Raw genomic sequence first — 19,252 nt, 5'->3', positions numbered from 1 at the left:
CCTCACTTAATCTCAATCTTGGTACTGCCTTGGGGCCGCTTTATCAAACGACCGATTTGATAACTGCGTTCGCCAGCTTCAGCAAGGCGGTTCTGAACTAATTCAACATTTTCAGGAGCAACTGCTAGTACCATCCCAATTCCCATATTGAAGGTCTTCCAGCAATCGTCATCCGCCAATTGCCCCAGTTGCTTTAGATAGTTAAAAATGGGTAATTGTGGCCAACATTGCGGATCGATCCGCGCTTGTAAAGCATCACCAATCATTCGTGGAACATTTTCGGGGAGACCGCCACCGGTAATATGGCTTTAAATGGTCTTTGAGTAATGGTAAAACTGCTTGAACATAGATTTTGGTTGGGGTCAGTAACGTCGTTCCCACCGTTTCACCACCCAGAATTTCTGGTTGATCATTCAATTGAATCTGATGGTCTTTAAAGAGAATCTGGCGCACGAGTGAAAAACCGTTTGAGTGCAGCCCGCTGGAAGGTAACCCAACCAAAATATCGCCTGCTTCTGGATTGGCACTAGTTAGTAGGGCATCCTTTTCCACCACACCAGTAACCGTTCCTGCTAAATCATACTCATCTTCAGAATACATATCTGGCATTTCTGCAGTTTCCCCGCCAACCAATGCTGCGTTTGCTTGCTGGCAACCGGTCGCTACTCCTTCAACAATTTGCGCCATTTTAGCAGGATCATTATGGCCAGTTGCAATGTAATCCAAAAAGTACAAGGGTTCAGCCCCCTGAGCCAAAACATCATTTACGCACATGGCAACTACGTCAATACCAATCGTATAATGTCGATTCATTTGCTGGGCAATCAGTAACTTGGTGCCGACCCCGTCGGTTCCAGAAATCAAAATCGGGTGGCGAAATTTTAGTTCACCTAAATCAAACATTCCGCCAAAACTTCCAATTCCAGTCATCATTCCCTGGCGATGGGTGCTATTAACCGCTTCTTTAATCCGGTTCACTAATTCGTAACCCGCTTCAATGTTCACACCAGCTTCTTCGTAACGACTCACGCTTCTCGCTCCCTTCGTTCACGACGTTCCTGCTTATTCAACGAGGCTAGGTATTTAGCTTCATAATCATAAAGTGGCGTTGGATAGTCACCATTAAAATAGGCAACGGTCAGTCCGCCATAAGGTGCCGTCCCTGCATCTGGTACGTTGATTGCTTGAACTAAATTGGGCACCGATAAGAAACTCAGTGAATCAGCACCAATTTGTTGACGCATTTCTTCGACACTAAAGTGGGCAGCCATTAATTCTGCCCGCGTGGAGACATCAATCCCGTAAAAGCACGGAAATTTAAATGGTGGGGAAGCAATCAGCATATGAACTTCCTTGGCACCAGCGGCTCGTAACATCTGCACGATTTGTCGCGATGTGGTTCCACGAACGATGGAATCATCCACAACCGCAACGCGCCGTCCTTGGACCACGCCCCGTACCGCCGACAGTTTCATATGGACCCCGCGTTCCCGCAACGCCTGAGTGGGTTGGATAAAAGTGCGCGCAACATACTGGTTTTTAATTAGTCCCATTTCATATGGCAGGCCAATCTCTTCAGCATAGCCACTAGCCGCAGAAAGGGATGAATTCGGCACCCCAATTACCATATCCGCTTCCACGGGATGTTCACGTGCCAACAATTTACCCATTCGTTTACGAGCATTATGAACCGTCACCCCATGAATAATTGAGTCAGGACGTGCAAAGTAGATATATTCCATCGAGCAGATCGCTAATTGCGTGTTGTCCGTATACCGATCCTCGTGTAAACCATCGCGATCAATAATCAATAGCTCACCCGGTTGAACATCCCGCACAAATTTGGCGTTTACGATATCCAGTGCACAAGATTCACTTGCCACCACATAAGCACCATTCGCGAGCCTGCCAATGCATAATGGACGAATCCCATTCGGATCTAAAGCAGCAATTAAGCGATCCTTTTGCAACAGTAAAAATGCAAATCCGCCTTTAACTTCGTTCAAACTTTGTTTCAGGGTTGGGATAAAACCATCCTTAATGTGCTTACGCACCAAGTGAATGAGAATCTCCGTATCCGAGTCTGACTGAAAAACAGCCCCTTCATCTTCGAGCTGGCGACGTAATGTGACTGCATTCGTTAAGTTACCATTATGGGCTAGCGCCACATCGCCATCATGAAAGCGAAAGAGGAATGGTTGAACATTTTGGATGGCATCACGTCCGGCCGTTCCGTAACGCACATGACCAATTGCAGTATCGCCAAGCAAGCCTTCCAGATCCGCTTGATTTTTAAAAACTTGGGCTAACAGTCCGCGGTCACGATGCTGATGCATTTCCTCATGATCAGTCGTCACAATGCCGGCACCTTCCTGTCCACGATGCTGCAAAGTATGTAAACCCAGATAGGTTAGTTGATTCGCATGTGGTGCGCCAAAAATGCCAAAGACACCACACTCTTCATTTAATCCTTTAACTTCAGCTGGCACGGGAGCGCCCCCCCTTATATTCTCTTTTTAGTTCCGCCAAGTCTTCGTTGAAATCCGCGTCTTGCAGGTGTCCTTCTAACCAATGAGTGTTAGTAACCGTTCCAACCCATTGGGCATCATTCCCCATTGCGTCTTCAAATTCCGTCTTAAAAGCTGATGGTACCGTCACTATCATCCGTCCCGCAGTTTCGCTGAACAATTGCGTAGCAGTGAGATCACGTAAATCTAAATTCATTCCAGTCTCACCAGCAAATAGCATTTCAGCAAATGCGACGCCAAGACCACCTTCACTGACATCATGTGCAGCAGTTACGTGACCGGCCACCATTTCAGAATGCAGGCGCCCACAATATTCCTGGATTCTTTGTAAGTTGACTTTTGATAGTGTGCCGGATATTTGCCCCGTCATTAATTTTTGCAGTTCCGATCCAGCATAATCATTACCAGTTTGACCAATGAGGTAAACATCATCTCCGGCATGGGTAGCAAATGACGGAATCACGTGATCAAGATTTTTAATTAAACCCACCATGCCCACCATCGGGGTTGGATAAATTGATCGACCATTGTTCTCGTTATAAAGAGAAACATTTCCTGAAATGACCGGAGTATCAAAAATGCGGCACGCAGTCGCCATCCCTTCAATTGAATGGTGCAATTCCCAGAAAATCTCCGGATCATTAGGGTCACCATAATTAAGGCAGTCGGTAATTGCCAATGGTTCCGCACCACTCGCCACAATATTGAGATAAGCCTCAGTAACTGCCATTTGTCCACCGATTTCAGGATCCAAGTAAACAAAACGGCCATTCCCATCAGTCGTCATTGCTAAACCTTTATGGTAGCCACGAATCCGAATCACACCAGCATCACTACCCGGGCCGGCCACTGTTGAAGTCCGAACCTGAGTATCATACTGTTGCGTTAAAGCTTCATCACTGGCAATCGTTGCTTGTTGCAGCAGTTGTCGAAGCACTTGTCCCGATTCATTCACAATTGGCTGCCAAGCTGGTACTTCTCGAGCTGTTTGCAAACTTGCGGTTCCCGTTCAGTACTGGGTTCTTCTAAAACATCATCCGTTAACGTTGATACCGGAATGTGACAAACCTCTTCACCGTCATGTTCGAGAATGTAATCGTGGCCTTCGATAATCCGTCCAATCGTGACCGCATCTAGATCATACCGGTGAAAGATTTCTCGAACATCTTTTTCATGGCCTTTCACTACACAAAGCAGCATCCGTTCTTGGGATTCGCTCAGCATAATTTCATACGCGGACATTTCCGTTTCTCGTTGTGGTACTAAATCCAGATTCAATTTCATACCGCTTTGACCTTCACTGGCCATTTCAGCACTGGAGGAGACTATTCCGGCAGCTCCCATATCTTGGATTCCAACCAGCCAATCAGCATGCTTTTGAATTAATTCCAAACACGCCTCCATCAGCAGTTTTTCCATAAACGGATCACCGACTTGAACGGCGGAACGTTGCGTCGCGTTCTCATCAGAAAAGTCCGCAGAAGCAAAGGTGGCTCCGTGAATTCCATCACGTCCGGTTTTGGCACCCACATACATCACCGCGTTGCCAATTCCGGCGGCCTTCCCTTGCTGAAGATCTTTTTGATTCATCAAACCAACACTCATGGCGTTACATAAAATATTACCTTGATAGCAGGGGTCAAACGTTGTTTCACCGGCCACTGTGGGAATCCCCATACAGTTTCCGTAGTCACCAATGCCTTTAACTGTCTGTGCCACTTTCATCCGCATTTGAGGATCCGTTAATTCACCGAAATGTAGTGAATCCAGCGACGCTATTGGGCGAGCCCCCCCATGCTAAAGATGTCCCGGAGAATTCCGCCCACCCCGGTTGCGGCACCCTGATAAGGTTCCACTGTCGTTGGGTGGTTATGGCTCTCCGCCTTAAAAACAACTTCCTGTCCATCATCAATATCGACTACTCCCGCGCCTTCACCCGGGCCTTGCAAAACCCGTGCGTTTTTATTCGGGAAAAGTCGTAAAACCGGCTTTGATTTTTTATAAGAACAATGTTCACTCCACATCGCCGCAAACAATCCAGTTTCCGTATAGTTTGGTAAACGGCCTAATAGTCGATCGGCAATATAGTTATATTCCTTTTCCGTCAAACTCCAATCAAGGTAAGGCTTTTGCTTTTTGATTTCTTCTGGTGTCATTGCTTGCTTCATCGTTTTCCCTCACTATGCTTTTACGGTGCCATTTGTTAACAGTGACTCAAAGAGACGCCGCCCAGCTGTATTTCCTAGCAGGGCTTCCACCGCCCGTTCTGGATGTGGCATCATCCCTAAGACATTTCCTCGCTGATTTGTAATCCCAGCAATATTTCTCAAAGAGCCGTTTGGATTCTCAGCTGCGTACCGAAAGACCACTTGGTGATTTTGTTCCAACTGGTCAAGCGTCTCCTTGCTGGCAACATAACATCCATCAGCATGGGCAATCGGTAACGCAATTCGTTCATGCGCCTGATATTCAGTGGTAAACAATGTCTGATTATTTACCACCTCTAACGGAACCGTTTTGCAAATAAATTGCTGACTATTGTTGTGTTTTAAAGCTCCCGGCAATAGTCCAGCTTCAGTTAAGATTTGAAATCCATTGCAAGTCCCAAAGACTGGTTTCCCTTCGTTAGCCATTTGAATAATTGCCGGCATAATGTTTGTAAACCGTGCTAGCGCTCCTGCCCGCAGGTAGTCACCATATGAAAAGCCCCCTGGCAGCATCACCGCATCAAAACCGGCCAGACTTTTTTCACGATGGGAAACGTATTGGACATCAGCGTGGCAAACGGTCGCCAGCGCTTCATAAATATCAACATCACAGTTAGAACCAGGAAAGACAATGACTGCAATCTTCATAACTAGCCCTCCAGCACTTGGTAAGTGTAAGTTTCCATATTGAAGTTCACCAATAAATTCGTCGCAATATCTTTAACGACCGTTGCCACTTGGTCTGGGGTGGTTTTTAAGCTCAAGTCAAAAAACTTACCAACCTGCACAGATTCAACTTCAGAATGACCAATGGCGTGAACGGTCTTAGCAATCGTATCCCCTTGGGGATCAAAAACTGATTGTTTATAGGTGACGAAAACTCGAACTTTAATCATCATTTTCCTCCATGACTACCTTTTGCAAACGTTCATATACTTCATCATAAGTTGTCGTAATATCCCCCAGATTCTTTCGGAAAACATCCTTATCCAAGTGGGCATTTGTTTCACGATCCCACAGTCGACAATTATCTGGTGAAAATTCATCTGCGAGAACCAAAGTACCGTCTGCCAACTTGCCAAACTCAAGCTTAAAATCAACTAATTTCATCCCTGCCTTTGCAAAAAGCGCAGTCAATAGCACATTACACCGCCGTGCTAACTCCCAACATTGTTGATATTCATTCGCCGTGCATGCTTGAATGGCAATCGCATCTGATTCGTTAGCAAAGGGATCATCTAGTTCATCACTCTTATAAAATGTTTCTTCAACCGGTTGGTCTAATGGCGTTCCTTCCTTTAAACCGAAGCGTGAGGCAAAATGCCCCGCAACAATATTTCTGGTAACAAATTCTAATCGAATCATTTCACACTTTTTTACTAATTCTTCCGTTGGCGAGAGCCGTTTTACAAAGTGAGTTGGAATTCCTTTGCGGATCAGATATTCAAAAACTAACGTTGAAATATCATTGGCAGCTGTCCCTTTACCAACAAAATGGTCCTTTCGTTTGCCATTCAACATGGTTGCTTGGTCAAGGTAGACAACGCGTAATAAATCCGGATCCTCCGTTGTCCACATTTGTTTTGCTTTTCCGGAATATAACAGTTCACCCATGGGTAAAATCGCTCCTTTTTTGAATAAAACACGAACTTTATAAAACAAATAACTATCTGAGTTCGCTATCGAACATCATGAGCATATCAATTGATTGTAAATCTGTCAATAAATATCCAAACTTTTAATTTTATTTATTCGCTATTGTTCGTGATTTTCTAAAAATGCCAAAATTAAAAACCAACTAGCCAATTATTGTTCAGCTAGTTGGTCATTTTATTTACATTAGATTTTTAAAATCATGCCGTGCCCGAAGGCCCCATAAGATACAAATCGTATCAACAAATTCTTGCAAAAAGGCGCCAATAATCGTTGGTACCACCCCAGTGCTACAAATTAACATCAAAATCACACACACCGCGATTCCAATCCAAACGGCATGTTTAGCAATCCGTAATGTGTCTTGAGCGATCACAACAGCATTCGCCACTTTGCGTAAATCATCCGCTAGAATCACCACGTCCGCTGATTCACTAGCAGCGGTCGAACCACGTGCACCCATGGCAACCCCAACATCGGCCACTTTCAATACTGGCGCATCATTCACACCATCGCCAACCATCATGCTGGGCCGTTTATGATCAGGAAGCTGTTGCAGATGCATGACCTTTTGTTCTGGCAATAATCCCGCAAAGACTTGCGTAATACCAATTTTACTTGCAATACGTTGGGCGATTCGGTCTTGATCGCCAGTCAACATCATAATCGTTTGAACACCACAGTCCCGTAACTTGCTAATTGCCTGCGGTGTTTCATTGCGAAGCTGGTCTTGAAATTCAATATGGCCCCAATAGTGACCATCCATCATCACGTAAATAGCCAAATTTTCCTCACAAAAAATACCTCTCGAAGTTGCTAGGTTACTCCTAACAGTTTCGGAGAGGTATTACAAAGCACTACGTTTTTAATCTAACCCAATCCGTTTGTAGATATCATCAACATGGCGTAAATGCCAATGATAGTCAAACGCATCATCCAAGTCGTTCTTGGTTAATTGCTTTTGGATTGTTGAATCAGCTTCTAGCAATGGCCGGAACGGAATTTGTTCAGCCCAGCACTTAGCGGTGTATGGTTGAATTAAATCATATGCCGCTTCCCGGGTCATCCCTGAATTAACTAACTTTAGCAAAATCCGTCCAGAATAAATCAAGCCAAGCGTCTTATCCATATTCTTCTTCATTGTTTCTGGAAAGACATCTAAATTCTTTAAAATCCGACCAAAGCGCTTCAGCATGTAATCCAATAACGAGGTCGCATCCGGCAAAATCATTCGTTCAGCACTTGAGTGTGAAATATCTCGTTCGTGCCATAATGAAACGTCTTCATAGGCTGGTACCATGTATCCCCGCAGCATCCGTGCACAACCGCAAATGTTTTCTGAACCAATTGGGTTCCGCTTATGTGGCATTGCAGAAGAACCTTTTTGCCCCTTGGCAAAGTGTTCCTCAACTTCATGGATTTCTGTTCGTTGTAATGAACGAATTTCGGTAGCCATCTCTTCCAGACTGGTCCCAACGAGCGCAATCGCGGCAACATAAGCAGCATGTAAATCCCGTGTTAAGACTTGGGTTGAAATTTCCTGCGGACGAATACCTAGTTTTTTACAAACGTATTCTTCCACAAATGGATCAATTTCAGCAAAAGTGCCGACTGCTCCAGAAATTTTACCAGCTTCCACCCCTTTAGCAGCTTCATCAAACCGCTGCCGATTACGCTTCATTTCTGAATACCAACGGGCAGCCTTCAAACCGAACGTGGTTGGTTCAGCATGTACCCCGTGAGTTCGACCCATGCAGACCGTGTACTTATATTTTTCCGCCATTTCTTTTAAGACTTGCATAAAATCTTCAATATCTTGGCGTAATAAATCATTCGCCTTTTTTAAACGGTAACCCTGAGCAGTATCAACAACGTCGGTACTCGTCATTCCATAATGAACCCATTTCCGTTCAGGTCCCAACGACTTAGAAACATCCCGCGTAAAGGCAATCACATCGTGGTGAGTTACTGCTTCAATCTCGTTAATCCCCTCAACCGTAAACTTCGCATTTTGCTTAATTTTTTCTACATCTTCCGCTGGAATGTGGCCCAGTTTACTCCAGGCTTCATCTGCAGCAATTTCAACTTCCAACCAGCATTGGTATTTAGTCTGGTCACTCCAAATATGCTTCATTTCTGGACTAGTATAACGATCAATCATGGGTTTAAAATCCTTTCTTTTTCTCAATAGTTCTATTCTATAATGATTTGAATTAATTTGGAAAACTATTTCTGCCAAATTTCACTGGCAACCACTTCATGGAGGGTTTGTTCAACGTCATCTGTCAAAATCGTTACGTGACCCATTTTTCGGTTATGACGAATTTCTGCTTTTCCATAATCATGAAAATGCCAAGTAGGGTGTTGAGCGATTTGCTGACGGACTTTTGCAACATGTTGTCCCAGTACATTCACCATTACTACAGGCTGTAAAAGTCTAATTTGTGGTAGCGGCCAATTGCAAATCGCCCGATTATGAATGGCAAACTGGGAAAAGTTACATGCCTCAATCGAATAGTGACCAGAATTATGCGGGCGGGGTGCTAATTCATTGATGTAAATTTGGTCATCCTGGCCAACAAACATCTCCACCCCTAAAATTCCCCGTAAATTAATTGCCTTCGCAATTTGTTCCGCCATCTGTTGCGCTTGTCTTTGCAATTCTGGTGAAATCCGAGCCGGAATAATACTGATGTGCAGAATTTCATTATGATGAATATTTTCGGCTACTGGGAACGTAGTGATCTCTCCCCGTTCGTTACGAGCCACCATTACAGAACATTCCATTCTAAAAGGAACCCAGCCTTCTAAAATACAATTTTGTGTCTTTAAAATCTCTGCACATTTTGCTAAGTCGGCTGCTCGATGCAAAACCACTTGACCATGACCATCATAACCGCCTTCACACGTTTTCAAAACACATGGGTAACCAATGTTTGCCACTGCATTTTCCAGTTCTTGAGAACTATGAACAGACTGAAAAGGTGCTGTTTTCAATCCTGCTTGATGCAAAAAGGTCTTTTCCCGAATACGATCCTTTGTAATGTATAGCAAATTTGTTCCCTGTGGAACATACGAATGATCTGCCACATCTTCTAATGACCTTAAATCAACGTTTTCAAATTCATAGGTTAAAACATCCGCCCGTTGGGCAAGTTCTTGAATTGCTGCGACGTCTTCATAAGAAGCAATAATCTGTTCATCAGCGACTTGGCCAGCTGGACAGTGTGGCGTTGGATCCAAAATAACGACTTTCATCCCTGTTTGTTTTGCATATAAAGCCAGCATTTGGCCCAATTGACCACCGCCAATAATCCCAATGGTTGATCCCGGTTGAATAAAATTAGTCAAGATGATTCCCGCTTTCTTTTGCTTCATCGTGCATCCGTTGCCGATACTGAACGATCTGTTGTTGAATCTTTGAAGTAGTGATTCCTAAAATTTGGAGCGCTAATAAAGCTGCGTTCTTGGCTCCTGGAACTCCAATTGCCGTGGTTGCCACCGGAATTCCTGCCGGCATCTGGACAATCGAAAGCAGTGAGTCCATCCCGCCCAAAGCCTTTGTTTGGCCAGGAATGCCAATCACGGGCAATGGTGTATTAGCTGCAATCATCCCCGGAAGATGAGCGGCCCCTCCTGCACAAGCAATAATAACCGCGGTGCCATTTTTTACTGCGTTTTGCGCAAAAGCGAACATTTCATTTGGCATCCGGTGTGCAGAAATCACTCGTTTATCATAATCAACCCCAAATTGATCTAAAATCAAACAGGCTTCCTTAACCGTTGGCCAGTCCAATTTACTCCCCATCACAACACTAACTTTACTCATTAGTCATTCCCTCCTTAGATCTCCTTTAGGGTACCAAACTTATCGAAATGAAACAAGAACAATATAGTTGATTGCCGAATCATAGTTCGTATATAAATAAAAGACATAGAACATCATTACGACATTCTATGTCTTTTTTTACAATTATCGAATTATTCACCTTAGAATAACCCAGTAATTGTCCCATTTTCATCAATTGTCATGTTGACGGCCGCTGGAGTCTTTGCTAACCCCGGCATTGTCATCATATTGCCAGACAAGGCCACAATGAACCCTGCTCCCAGCTTTGGAACCAGTTCTCGAATGTGGAACGTAAAGTTCGTCGGTGCCTCCAATTGTGTTTGATCATCAGTAAATGAGTATTGCGTTTTCGCAATGCAGACAGGAAGCTTGTTCCAGCCCAAATCAGTAAATTGTTTGAGCTGCTTTTGGGCCTTCTTACTGAACACGACGTCCTTAGCGCCATATACCTGCGTAGCAATCGTCCGAATCTTTTCTTCCGGAGTTTGATCTAAATCATAAAGTTCATGGAACGTACTTGGTTGATCGGCCAGCTTAACCACTTCCTTAGCTAAGCCGAGGGCACCGTCACCACCCTTAGCCCATGCATCAGTAACCAATACGTTCACACCGAGTTGCTTACAGTTGTCTTCAATCGCTTTAATTTCAGCATCTGTATCAGTTACAAAATGATTAATTGCGACTACCAGTGGAATCCCAAACCGTTGCATATTCTTGATATGCCGATTTAAGTTTGCCATTCCCTTCTTTAGTTCTGGAAGATTTTCATCCTTCAAACTAGCCAGTTGGGCACCACCATTATATTCCAGCGCCCGTACGGTAGCTACAATCACCATTGCATCTGGCGTCTTACCTAAGACCCGCCGTTTAATATCAAGAAACTTTTCTGCACCTAGGTCTGCACCAAATCCTGATTCAGTAACTGTGTAGTCCGCTAGGTTCATTGCCGCTTGAGTAGCTAAAACTGAGTTACATCCATGCGCGATATTGGCAAATGGCCCTCCATGGATAATGGTTGGTGTATGAGCCAACGTTTGGACGAGGTTCGGCTTAATCGCATCCTTCAGCAAGATTGTAATAGCATTTTCAAAGCCCAGCTGACTGACGGTTACTGGTTCCTTATCTCGAGTGTAACCAACCACGATTCGTCCAACCCGCCGTTTCAAATCCATCAAATCAGTCGACAGGCACAAAATGGCCATTAATTCAGAAGCTGCAGTAATATCAAAGCCCGTTTCCCGGGGAATCCCTTGCATGACTCCGCCAAGGCCCGTCACCACGTTTCGTAAAGCACGGTCGTTAACGTCTTCAACTCGTTTCCAAATAATCCGCCGGGGGTCCAGATTCAATTCGTTATCTCGCATGATGTAGTTATCAACGAGGGCAGCTAAGGTATTGTTAGCACTCGTGAGTGCGTGCAAGTCACCTGTAAAGTGTAAGTTAATATCTTCCATTGGGACGACCTGGCTGAAACCACCACCGGTGGCCCCACCTTTAATACCGAAGACTGGTCCCATAGATGGTTCCCGCATTGCAATAATCGTTTGGTGGTTTAACTTATTCATTGCATCGCCCAGACCGACCAGCACTGTGGATTTACCTTCGCCGGCAGGAGTTGGATTAATAGAAGTCACGAGGACCAACCGATGTTTCTTATTAGCATCCTTTTTTAGCGGCAACTGTAATTTTGATTTGTACTTACCATATTGTTCAATATCATCTTCACTTAAACCAAGTTTAGCAGCAATTTCCGTAATGGGTTCCATTTCAGCACGATCGGCAATTTCAATATCTGTTAACATTAATTGGTCCTCCTTAAAACAAACCCCTAAAAACAAGAACTATTAGTTACTTAGAACTATCAATAGTTCGTAAATATATAATTAGAATAGTTGATTCTAACGAAAATGTAAATACTTATTCTCGAATTGATCGTGGGCCCCGATGTCGTTGAACCGATTTTACCCCGAAAATATCTAGTAAAAAGGTAAAGACTGGCACCCCAACAATCAGTCCCCAAGTGCCCCATAAATGTTCGGCTACCAATAGCACGACGAATGTATAGAAAATTGGCAATTCGGTCCGACTAGACATAAATTTCGGATTTAAAACGTACGCTTCCAGCGCATGAATAACCATGATCATAATAATAATGTAGATAACGTCCCGAATTCCGCCAGATTGGTAGCCGACTAAGCAGAGTGGAATTAATGAAATGATTACTCCAGCCACCGGAACCAGACTCAGGATGAAAACCATTAATCCCAACGCAAATATCTGCGGCATCTTCATAAATGATAGACAGATCATCGTTAACGCAGTGTTACAGATGGCAATGAAAAATTGGGCTTCCAAAACCACCCCAAAAGTATTCACAAACGTCTTACCAAAGTAATAAATATCGCCAAACAGCCAGTTTAAATACTTGGTTTCTAAAAATTGATGCGAGAATTCATTCATTTGCTTCAGTTCAATCGTATAAAAGAAACTTAAAATTAACGACATAAAAAGTGAAATGGTCAGTGTTCCAATTCGCGTTAAGGTGTCAACCGCAAAACTCATCCCGTGCTTTGCTTGTTCAATAATAGTGGCTGTGCTGACGTAACGATTAACATAGCGCATAAACCATTTCATATCGTCACCCTGATAAAATTTAATTAGTGAATCCACCATTTTGACCAGTTCATTAATAATCATGGGGAGATAATCCGTTACCACATAATAGATCCCCCATATCAGGAGAATATATGTTACTAATACAATAACCGTTACTGGTAATTTTGGAATCCACCGTTGGACCAGTCGGATCCAATGAACAATTAGATAAGTAAAAATGAACGTTAGTAAAATCGTGTTCATCATGCCCCGCGCAACGTACAGCACTGCAATCAGCATTAATAAAACTACCGTCCGGTGCAAATGAACGTTGCTGGTAAACTTTGCCCATGCATTTTCCATCTTTCTATAACCTTCTTTTTATCAATTACCCCAATTTTAACAAAAATCAGTTCACGAACGAAAGTTTTCCGTTCACTCCTGATAACGTGTAAAATAAAGTTACTGATTGAAACTGGAGTCATCCCCAGCTAAAGATCTTATTAAACGCCAATCGTGATCGACAATAACCATACTACTCCTAAACCTACAATTACCGACGAAAGCATGGAACGTGTAAAGTATGCTACCAAGCCAACACAAACTGTAGCGATTAAATAACTCGCGAGACCATATACCATAATCGTATTTCCAAAGAGGTGAAGCTTATCCACAATTAAATGGTATTTGGAATCAACAAAAATTCCTTTAACCACCAATGCCGTAAATAAACTGACGGGGACGTACTTCATCCATTCGTTAAACCATTCCGGAATTTTACGGTTAGTAAAGAACCGCATCGGAAAGTACCGAGGAATAAACGCCGCTAATGCCGAAAGGACAATGACGATCAGGTTGTATGTCAAATTGTGATGACTAGGTACTAGCGAAGCTAATACTAGACTATTGCTTAAACTAACCATTATTTATCTCCATCATGTAATTCGGAATTGAGTTGTTGTTCTTCATCAGGAGCATTGTCCCCTTCCATATCTTCCACCGTGGTTTTGGTAATCCGCGGTCGCTTAATTTTACCCAAAATCCACGTTTTGTCTGGGTCCTTAGCATACTTCCGGACCCGATTTTCAATTGCAAACCCAATTAATGAAGTGACCAGTGTTGAGAGAATAATTCCAATGGTGTTGCGGGTAAGCAACAGGAAGAAAAATGACGTTATCACCGAGAGCAAACAGATCAAAAAGGTAATGTTGTTTTGAATTTGCATCACGATCATGTAGATAAACAATGCTGTCAAGGCAAAGTCAACAATTGTAAAATCAATTGAAACCGCACTTCCGATTAATCCACCAATCAAGTTCCCGCTTGCCCATGAGATCAATGAATAATGTTCAACCATTAATGCATCACGAGTGGACCAATTCTTATCGGTCGCAAATTTAAGGTAGTTAACGGCATAGTTTTCATCATTCATTGAAGCCGAAAATAATAATACCATCCGTTGTGACTCGTTACGGAAGTATTTCGACAAACTAGACCCTAACAGTGCATACCGCAATTCAAGAAAAAATAAGGTCATAAAAATACTTGAAACTGGTGCATCTAATACTAACAATGATGCCAAAATAAATTGCGCACCACCAGAAAAAACCATTATGGATACTAATAAAATTAGTAAAAAGTTCATCCCAGCAGCATGAAGCAGAATCCCGCAGGCAACCCCAATTGGGAGGTAACTCAAACATAATGGCATTGCAATTTCCAGATTTTCCAGCCAAGGTTGTTTTTCTGGATTAATTTGATGGGCTTTTTGTTGCAATGAACAATCCTCCAAGATAATGAAGTCAAATTTTACATTGTGATTAACCATGCATGCCAAACACACACATTCCCTATTAGTTTATCATATTTAAATTTAACTTAATATCAATGCAACCACTTACATTAAATTAATTACTAAGGAAATCCTTAAAAGAGACTCGCAAACCAGCCAAATAAGCCTGCCCGCTTAACCTCATTTGTTGGGTATACCCCAAATTGTAGCGGTTGATTATTGATATTCATCAATTTACGATACTGTAATTTACCAACTCGGGTATTCTTTTTTAGAGGCGCTTTAATCTTCTGCCCATCCTTCACATGAGCATCTGCGATAAATTGGGCCTTTACCGGTTGATGTTGCGGCTGCCAAACTGTCACCGCATGTTTAGTTTCGACTTGAACATTTTTTCGTTGTCCATGACTAACACTCACGGTTTGCCGTTGCTTCCCCCTTACTGGTTGCCAATTGGCAAAGACTTCTTCATAAAGGACTTTTGTTTGGCTAAAACGATTATTAGCATGCATTACAACAGTAATAATTCGGTGTCCCTGGTAAGTCCCGGTGGAAACTAGGCACTGACCAGCTTTATCAGAAGTTCCCGTTTTGAGACCATCCACCTTAACCTTTTGTGGGGCAGCCGCATTGCCAGGCAATAATTCATTGCTATTCGGATAATCTTTACCGTCCCAGCGTAACGTTCGTTGTTTAGTGATTTTCAGCACTGCCGGATAATTTTGAATTAAATACCGAGCAACCTTAGCAACATCCTGAGCAGTCATTTGATTTTCCGCGGCTTTTGCAGTCTTTGGCAACTTAAAACTGGCCATATCACCATTTTCTAAACCGACACCGTTATAAAGACGGTAGTTACTCAAACCAATCCGTTTGGCCATTGTCCCCATCTGCTGAACAAATTGTTGCGTATTGCGCCCCTGAGCCCTGGTTAATGCAATGGTTGCTGCATCACCAGACTTAATTAAGGCCGCTTGTGTTAACTGTTTAACTGTGTATTGTTTGCTAGCCTTCAAAGGAACGTTCGAATAGCCACTGGCAGTTGACAGCTTAGCTTCTGCCGACGTAATTTTAACCTTCGTTGACCACTTTAATTTTCCAGAACTAATCTCATTTTCAATTACGGCAACCGTTAGTAACTTACTCATTGATGCCACTGCTAATCGTTGATCACCATTATGGTTGTATAAAACCTGGCCAGTCTGGGCATCAATTGCAAAGGCCGCATGGGCATCCACCGTCGCTGCATGCGCAATTGGCAGTCGGTTAAAACAGACCCCACAAACGGTCACCAAGGTAATTATGAAACTAACTAGCACTTGTTTAATGTGTTTCATAATTCGATGCTCCTGATTTTTCTTGTTTGGTTGGTAACGTTACAATAAACGCCGTCTGATTATCGTTGGATTGAACTTCAACATTACCATGGTGCAGGTCGACCACACTTTTCACGATTGCCAGGCCCAATCCAGTCCCTCCAGTTGCCTTCGAACGAGAAGCTTCCACTCGATAGAACCGTTCAAACAGGTGACTCAGGGAATCTGCGGGAATTCGTTCACCATCATTGGCGACCGTTACGGTAACTTGATCGCCGTGTTGAATGGCATCCAAACGGATATAACTAGCCCCATGACCATACTTAATTCCGTTGGCCACTAAATTACTAAAGACCCGTCCTAATTTTTCGGGATCACCATCAATCACTAATGGTGTGGGTGTTGTTTGCGAACTGACTTCAATTCCGCGATTTTCCCCTTCTAATTCGAAACTGGCACAAACTTGTTCCAACAGCTGTCCCAAGTCAACTGGCATAAAATTAACTGGAGCCCCATGTTGCTGGACCTTTGTATATTCAAATAGGTCTTCCACCATATTTTTCATTTGCTTAGCTTTTTCATAGGCAATGTGCGAATACTTAAGAATATCCTCTTCAGAATGATATTGCTTGTCTTCAATCAAGCGCAAGTAACCAATGATGCTCGTTAATGGGGTTCGCAAATCATGACTAACGTTGGTAATTAGTTCATCTTTCGACTTTTCAATTTGCCGCTCATCATTCATGGATTGAACCGCACTATCTACTAGTGCATTTACACTGGTCACGACGTGCTGCGTTCGTCCCTTTAAGCGGAAAGGAATTCGATGATCTAAATGTCCCTGCGCAATGTAATGCAGTTCTTTAATAATATGGTTAATTTGATATTGATGATAACGTCGAAGTAATCGCCACCACACAACAAAAATATCAATCACAATAAAGAGCCCAATGACAATTCGCTGGTACGACCAAATCTGTGCTTGAAATGGTCCGATCTTTAACGATTTTTTGATAATAAAAATCCCGCTGGCGACTCCTGGATTATCTTGAATCACATCTTGAATGATTACGATTAAGGCTAAATTAATTAAGATTAATAAAACAACCGTGATAATCCCCTCAAAAAAGAGAGAGCCTTTTTCCCGTGCCGTTAATTTCAAAGTATTTTCCCCGCTTTTTTAAATTCACGCTTTATTATAGCATTTTTCAATAGTTTACCAATTAAAAAGACTGGGGGTCTCCCAGTCTTAAATTAATACTAATGTGCTTCAACCTTATAGCCAACACCCCAAACGGTTTCAATGACCTTTTCACCGCCTGTGGCCGCTTCAATTTTGTCACGCAGGTGGCTAACGTGGACCATCACGGTCTTGGCAGAGACAACCGATTCTTGTTGCCAAACTCGTTCAAAAATATCGTCAGCTGAGAAAACCCGGTTGGGATGAGAAGCTAACAAGTATAAAATTCCAAACTCTAACGCCGTTAATTGAATGAGATCACCATTAATGGTCTTTACTTCATGCGAATCCTTATTAATTTGAAGCGGACCAACATTGAGGATATCTGGCTGATCATTGGTCATTTGACCCTCGCTCCGTCGTAGCAATGAGCGAACCCGCGCCATGACTTCAAGCGGGTTGAATGGCTTGGTGACATAATCATCTGCCCCAGTAATTAACCCCTGAATCTTGTCCATATCAGCGGTTTTAGCTGACAATACTAAAATTGGAATCGAAGAATCCTTCCGAATTCGCTTAATGACTTCCATGCCATCCATTTCTGGCATCATTAAATCTAAAATGACCAACCCAATATCAGGAGTGGTATTTAATTTAGTTAAGGCGTCCTTGCCGTTATAAGCTGAAACTGGTTCATAGCCTTCATTCCGAACGTAGATTTCTAGTAACTGAACGATTTCCTTATCATCGTCAACAACCAAAATTTTCATCGTTGCTCCTCCTTTTACGAGAATATAACTGAGATAATTATACACTGTTTAACTTAATAATTCTCAATCTGCGGATGGCCTTAAATATTTATTTAACTTCAAACTGAAAAACAGGATCCGCATTCCACGAATCCTGTTTTTCGATTATCCTAATTTAATTATTTATAGTTTGGTGCTGCCTTCGTAATTTGCACATCATGAGGATGGGATTCACGTAAACCAGCATTGGTAATTTGGACAAATTGGGCATTGTCGATCAAGGTCTGGATATCACCAGCACCACAGTAACCCATTCCAGAACGTAAACCACCGACCATTTGGAAAATAATATCGGCCACATCACCCTTGTATTCAACTCGGGCTTCAATTCCTTCTGGAACCAGCTTATTTGCCTCATTCACACCACCTTGGAAGTAACGATCAGACGAGCCATGGGACTGGGCCATTGCCCCAACAGAACCCATTCCCCGGTAAGCCTTATACTTCTTACCATGATCTTCGAAAACTTCTCCAGGCGCTTCAGTTGTTCCTGAGAACATGGAACCAAGCATGACTGCATTACCACCAGCCGCCAACGCTTTAACAATATCCCCAGAATACTTAATTCCACCATCCGCAATAATGGTCTTGCCATATTCACGAGCTACAGAAGCTGCATCATAAATTGCAGTAATTTGTGGAACTCCGACACCAGCAACTACGCGAGTTGTACAAATAGAACCAGGTCCAATTCCGACCTTAACAACATCGACCCCTGCATCAAAGAGTGCCTTGGTTCCTTCAGCAGTGGCTACATTCCCCGCAATTAACGTAACGTCTGGGAAATGATCACGAATTTCTGCAATCTTACGTAAAACACCTGCAGAATGTCCATGAGCAGTATCAATTACAATGGCATCAGCACCCGCCTTCAGGAGGGCTTCCGCACGCTCAAAAGTATCGGAAGTGACCCCAACGGCAGCAGCAACTAACAACCGATTCTGATCATCCGTGGCAGCTTTTTCAAAATTACCAGCCAAAGAAACTCCCTTAACCGTGGCAACTTCACCCGCTTGGGCTTGAATGGACATGTTCTTATGAACAACTCCCATCCCACCTTGCAAGGCCATTGCAATTGCCATTGAGCTTTCCGTTACGGTATCCATTCCGGCACTAATGAATGGTACGTTTAACTTAATATTCTTGGCTAATTGAACGCTCAGGTCAACTTCGTTTGGTAAAACGTGACTCTCTGCTGGAATCAAGAGAACATCATCGAACGTTAACCCTTTTTTTGCGAACTTTGTATCCCAATTTGCCATCAATCGACACTCCCTTGTAAATTTTGTTAGTACTTAACCTACTAGGAAATTCATTTCAGG

Annotated in this window: 15 protein-coding genes and 3 pseudogenes; all 18 read right to left on the bottom strand. The window is 43.0% G+C overall.

Annotated elements, in window-relative coordinates; all coding sequences use genetic code 11:
- Positions 1–2: 2 nt before the first annotated feature.
- Positions 3–1,029, bottom strand: a pseudogene (gene purM, locus HMPREF0501_RS08380) (phosphoribosylformylglycinamidine cyclo-ligase).
- Positions 1,026–2,489, bottom strand: a complete 1,464-nt coding sequence (gene purF / locus HMPREF0501_RS08375) for an amidophosphoribosyltransferase (protein WP_006917578.1) — start codon at positions 2,487–2,489, stop codon at positions 1,026–1,028. The pseudogene purM and the gene purF overlap by 4 nt, the downstream one beginning before the upstream one ends.
- Positions 2,465–4,696 (bottom strand): annotated as a pseudogene (purL, locus tag HMPREF0501_RS08370) (phosphoribosylformylglycinamidine synthase subunit PurL). Before purL ends, purF begins: the two are co-directional and overlap by 25 nt.
- A 12-nt stretch (positions 4,697–4,708) precedes the next feature.
- A complete protein-coding gene (purQ, locus tag HMPREF0501_RS08365; RefSeq protein WP_006917576.1) occupies positions 4,709–5,383 on the bottom strand; it encodes a phosphoribosylformylglycinamidine synthase subunit PurQ in 675 nt (224 codons plus the stop codon).
- A gap of 2 nt (positions 5,384–5,385) precedes the next feature.
- Positions 5,386–5,631 carry a phosphoribosylformylglycinamidine synthase subunit PurS gene (gene purS / locus HMPREF0501_RS08360; RefSeq protein ID WP_040456268.1) on the bottom strand — a complete coding sequence of 82 codons (246 nt, stop codon included), beginning with the start codon at positions 5,629–5,631 and terminating at the stop codon, positions 5,386–5,388.
- A complete protein-coding gene (purC, locus tag HMPREF0501_RS08355; RefSeq protein ID WP_006917572.1) occupies positions 5,624–6,349 on the bottom strand; it encodes a phosphoribosylaminoimidazolesuccinocarboxamide synthase in 726 nt (241 codons plus the stop codon). The genes purS and purC overlap by 8 nt, the downstream gene beginning before the upstream one ends.
- Positions 6,350–6,569: 220 nt before the next feature.
- A pseudogene (locus HMPREF0501_RS08350) lies at positions 6,570–7,169 on the bottom strand (HAD-IC family P-type ATPase); the annotation flags it as partial.
- Between the two features lie 84 nt (positions 7,170–7,253).
- Positions 7,254–8,549, bottom strand: a complete 1,296-nt coding sequence (gene purB, locus HMPREF0501_RS08345; RefSeq protein ID WP_006917570.1) for an adenylosuccinate lyase — start codon at positions 8,547–8,549, stop codon at positions 7,254–7,256.
- 65 nt (positions 8,550–8,614) lie between these two features.
- Positions 8,615–9,766 carry a 5-(carboxyamino)imidazole ribonucleotide synthase gene (gene purK, locus HMPREF0501_RS08340; protein WP_155801181.1) on the bottom strand — a complete coding sequence of 384 codons (1,152 nt, stop codon included), beginning with the start codon at positions 9,764–9,766 and terminating at the stop codon, positions 8,615–8,617.
- Entirely contained in the window at positions 9,732–10,217 is a 486-nt protein-coding gene (purE, locus tag HMPREF0501_RS08335; RefSeq protein WP_006917568.1) for a 5-(carboxyamino)imidazole ribonucleotide mutase, read from the bottom strand. Before purE ends, purK begins: the two co-directional genes overlap by 35 nt.
- A gap of 161 nt (positions 10,218–10,378) precedes the next feature.
- Positions 10,379–12,040 (bottom strand): formate--tetrahydrofolate ligase, encoded by a 1,662-nt coding sequence (locus HMPREF0501_RS08330; protein ID WP_006917567.1) that lies wholly within the window; start codon positions 12,038–12,040, stop codon positions 10,379–10,381.
- 115 nt (positions 12,041–12,155) lie between these two features.
- The gene (locus HMPREF0501_RS08325) at positions 12,156–13,196 is read right to left on the bottom strand and encodes an AI-2E family transporter (RefSeq protein ID WP_006917566.1); all 1,041 of its coding nucleotides are present in this window, start codon (positions 13,194–13,196) and stop codon (positions 12,156–12,158) included.
- A 140-nt stretch (positions 13,197–13,336) separates the two neighbouring features.
- Positions 13,337–13,756, bottom strand: a complete 420-nt coding sequence (locus HMPREF0501_RS08320) for an AzlD domain-containing protein (RefSeq protein WP_006917564.1) — start codon at positions 13,754–13,756, stop codon at positions 13,337–13,339.
- The gene (locus tag HMPREF0501_RS08315; protein WP_223206803.1) at positions 13,756–14,544 is read right to left on the bottom strand and encodes an AzlC family ABC transporter permease; all 789 of its coding nucleotides are present in this window, start codon (positions 14,542–14,544) and stop codon (positions 13,756–13,758) included. Before HMPREF0501_RS08315 ends, HMPREF0501_RS08320 begins: the two co-directional genes overlap by 1 nt.
- Positions 14,545–14,759: 215 nt before the next feature.
- The gene (locus HMPREF0501_RS08310; protein ID WP_006917562.1) at positions 14,760–15,962 is read right to left on the bottom strand and encodes a D-alanyl-D-alanine carboxypeptidase family protein; all 1,203 of its coding nucleotides are present in this window, start codon (positions 15,960–15,962) and stop codon (positions 14,760–14,762) included.
- Positions 15,949–17,103, bottom strand: coding sequence for a sensor histidine kinase (locus HMPREF0501_RS08305; protein WP_006917561.1), 1,155 nt, complete (start codon positions 17,101–17,103; stop codon positions 15,949–15,951). Before HMPREF0501_RS08305 ends, HMPREF0501_RS08310 begins: the two co-directional genes overlap by 14 nt.
- Positions 17,104–17,201: 98 nt before the next feature.
- A complete protein-coding gene (locus HMPREF0501_RS08300) occupies positions 17,202–17,891 on the bottom strand; it encodes a response regulator transcription factor (protein ID WP_040456265.1) in 690 nt (229 codons plus the stop codon).
- A gap of 158 nt (positions 17,892–18,049) precedes the next feature.
- Positions 18,050–19,192, bottom strand: a complete 1,143-nt coding sequence (gene guaB, locus HMPREF0501_RS08295) for an IMP dehydrogenase (RefSeq protein ID WP_006917559.1) — start codon at positions 19,190–19,192, stop codon at positions 18,050–18,052.
- Between the last annotated feature and the right edge of the window lie 60 nt (positions 19,193–19,252).

This window comes from Limosilactobacillus coleohominis 101-4-CHN, from assembly GCF_000161935.1.
Classification (GTDB): Bacteria; Bacillota; Bacilli; order Lactobacillales; family Lactobacillaceae; genus Limosilactobacillus; species Limosilactobacillus coleohominis_A.
The sequence above is the reverse complement of the archived record's forward strand: the minus strand, read 5'-3'. Positions and strand labels throughout refer to the sequence as shown.

Excerpts from the sequence above, each read along its gene's own strand:
- purQ (WP_006917576.1), bottom strand. The coding sequence starts at position 5,383 with ATGAAGATTGCAGTCATTGTCTTTCCTGGTTCTAACTGTGATGTTGAT.
- purS (WP_040456268.1), bottom strand. The coding sequence starts at position 5,631 with ATGATTAAAGTTCGAGTTTTCGTCACCTATAAACAATCAGTTTTTGAT.
- purC (WP_006917572.1), bottom strand. The coding sequence starts at position 6,349 with ATGGGTGAACTGTTATATTCCGGAAAAGCAAAACAAATGTGGACAACG.
- purB (WP_006917570.1), bottom strand. The coding sequence starts at position 8,549 with ATGATTGATCGTTATACTAGTCCAGAAATGAAGCATATTTGGAGTGAC.
- purK (WP_155801181.1), bottom strand. The coding sequence starts at position 9,766 with ATGAAGCAAAAGAAAGCGGGAATCATCTTGACTAATTTTATTCAACCG.
- purE (WP_006917568.1), bottom strand. The coding sequence starts at position 10,217 with ATGAGTAAAGTTAGTGTTGTGATGGGGAGTAAATTGGACTGGCCAACG.
- HMPREF0501_RS08330 (WP_006917567.1), bottom strand. The coding sequence starts at position 12,040 with ATGTTAACAGATATTGAAATTGCCGATCGTGCTGAAATGGAACCCATT.
- HMPREF0501_RS08325 (WP_006917566.1), bottom strand. The coding sequence starts at position 13,196 with ATGGAAAATGCATGGGCAAAGTTTACCAGCAACGTTCATTTGCACCGG.
- HMPREF0501_RS08320 (WP_006917564.1), bottom strand. The coding sequence starts at position 13,756 with ATGGTTAGTTTAAGCAATAGTCTAGTATTAGCTTCGCTAGTACCTAGT.
- HMPREF0501_RS08315 (WP_223206803.1), bottom strand. The coding sequence starts at position 14,544 with ATGCCATTATGTTTGAGTTACCTCCCAATTGGGGTTGCCTGCGGGATT.
- HMPREF0501_RS08310 (WP_006917562.1), bottom strand. The coding sequence starts at position 15,962 with ATGAAACACATTAAACAAGTGCTAGTTAGTTTCATAATTACCTTGGTG.
- HMPREF0501_RS08300 (WP_040456265.1), bottom strand. The coding sequence starts at position 17,891 with ATGAAAATTTTGGTTGTTGACGATGATAAGGAAATCGTTCAGTTACTA.
- guaB (WP_006917559.1), bottom strand. The coding sequence starts at position 19,192 with ATGGCAAATTGGGATACAAAGTTCGCAAAAAAAGGGTTAACGTTCGAT.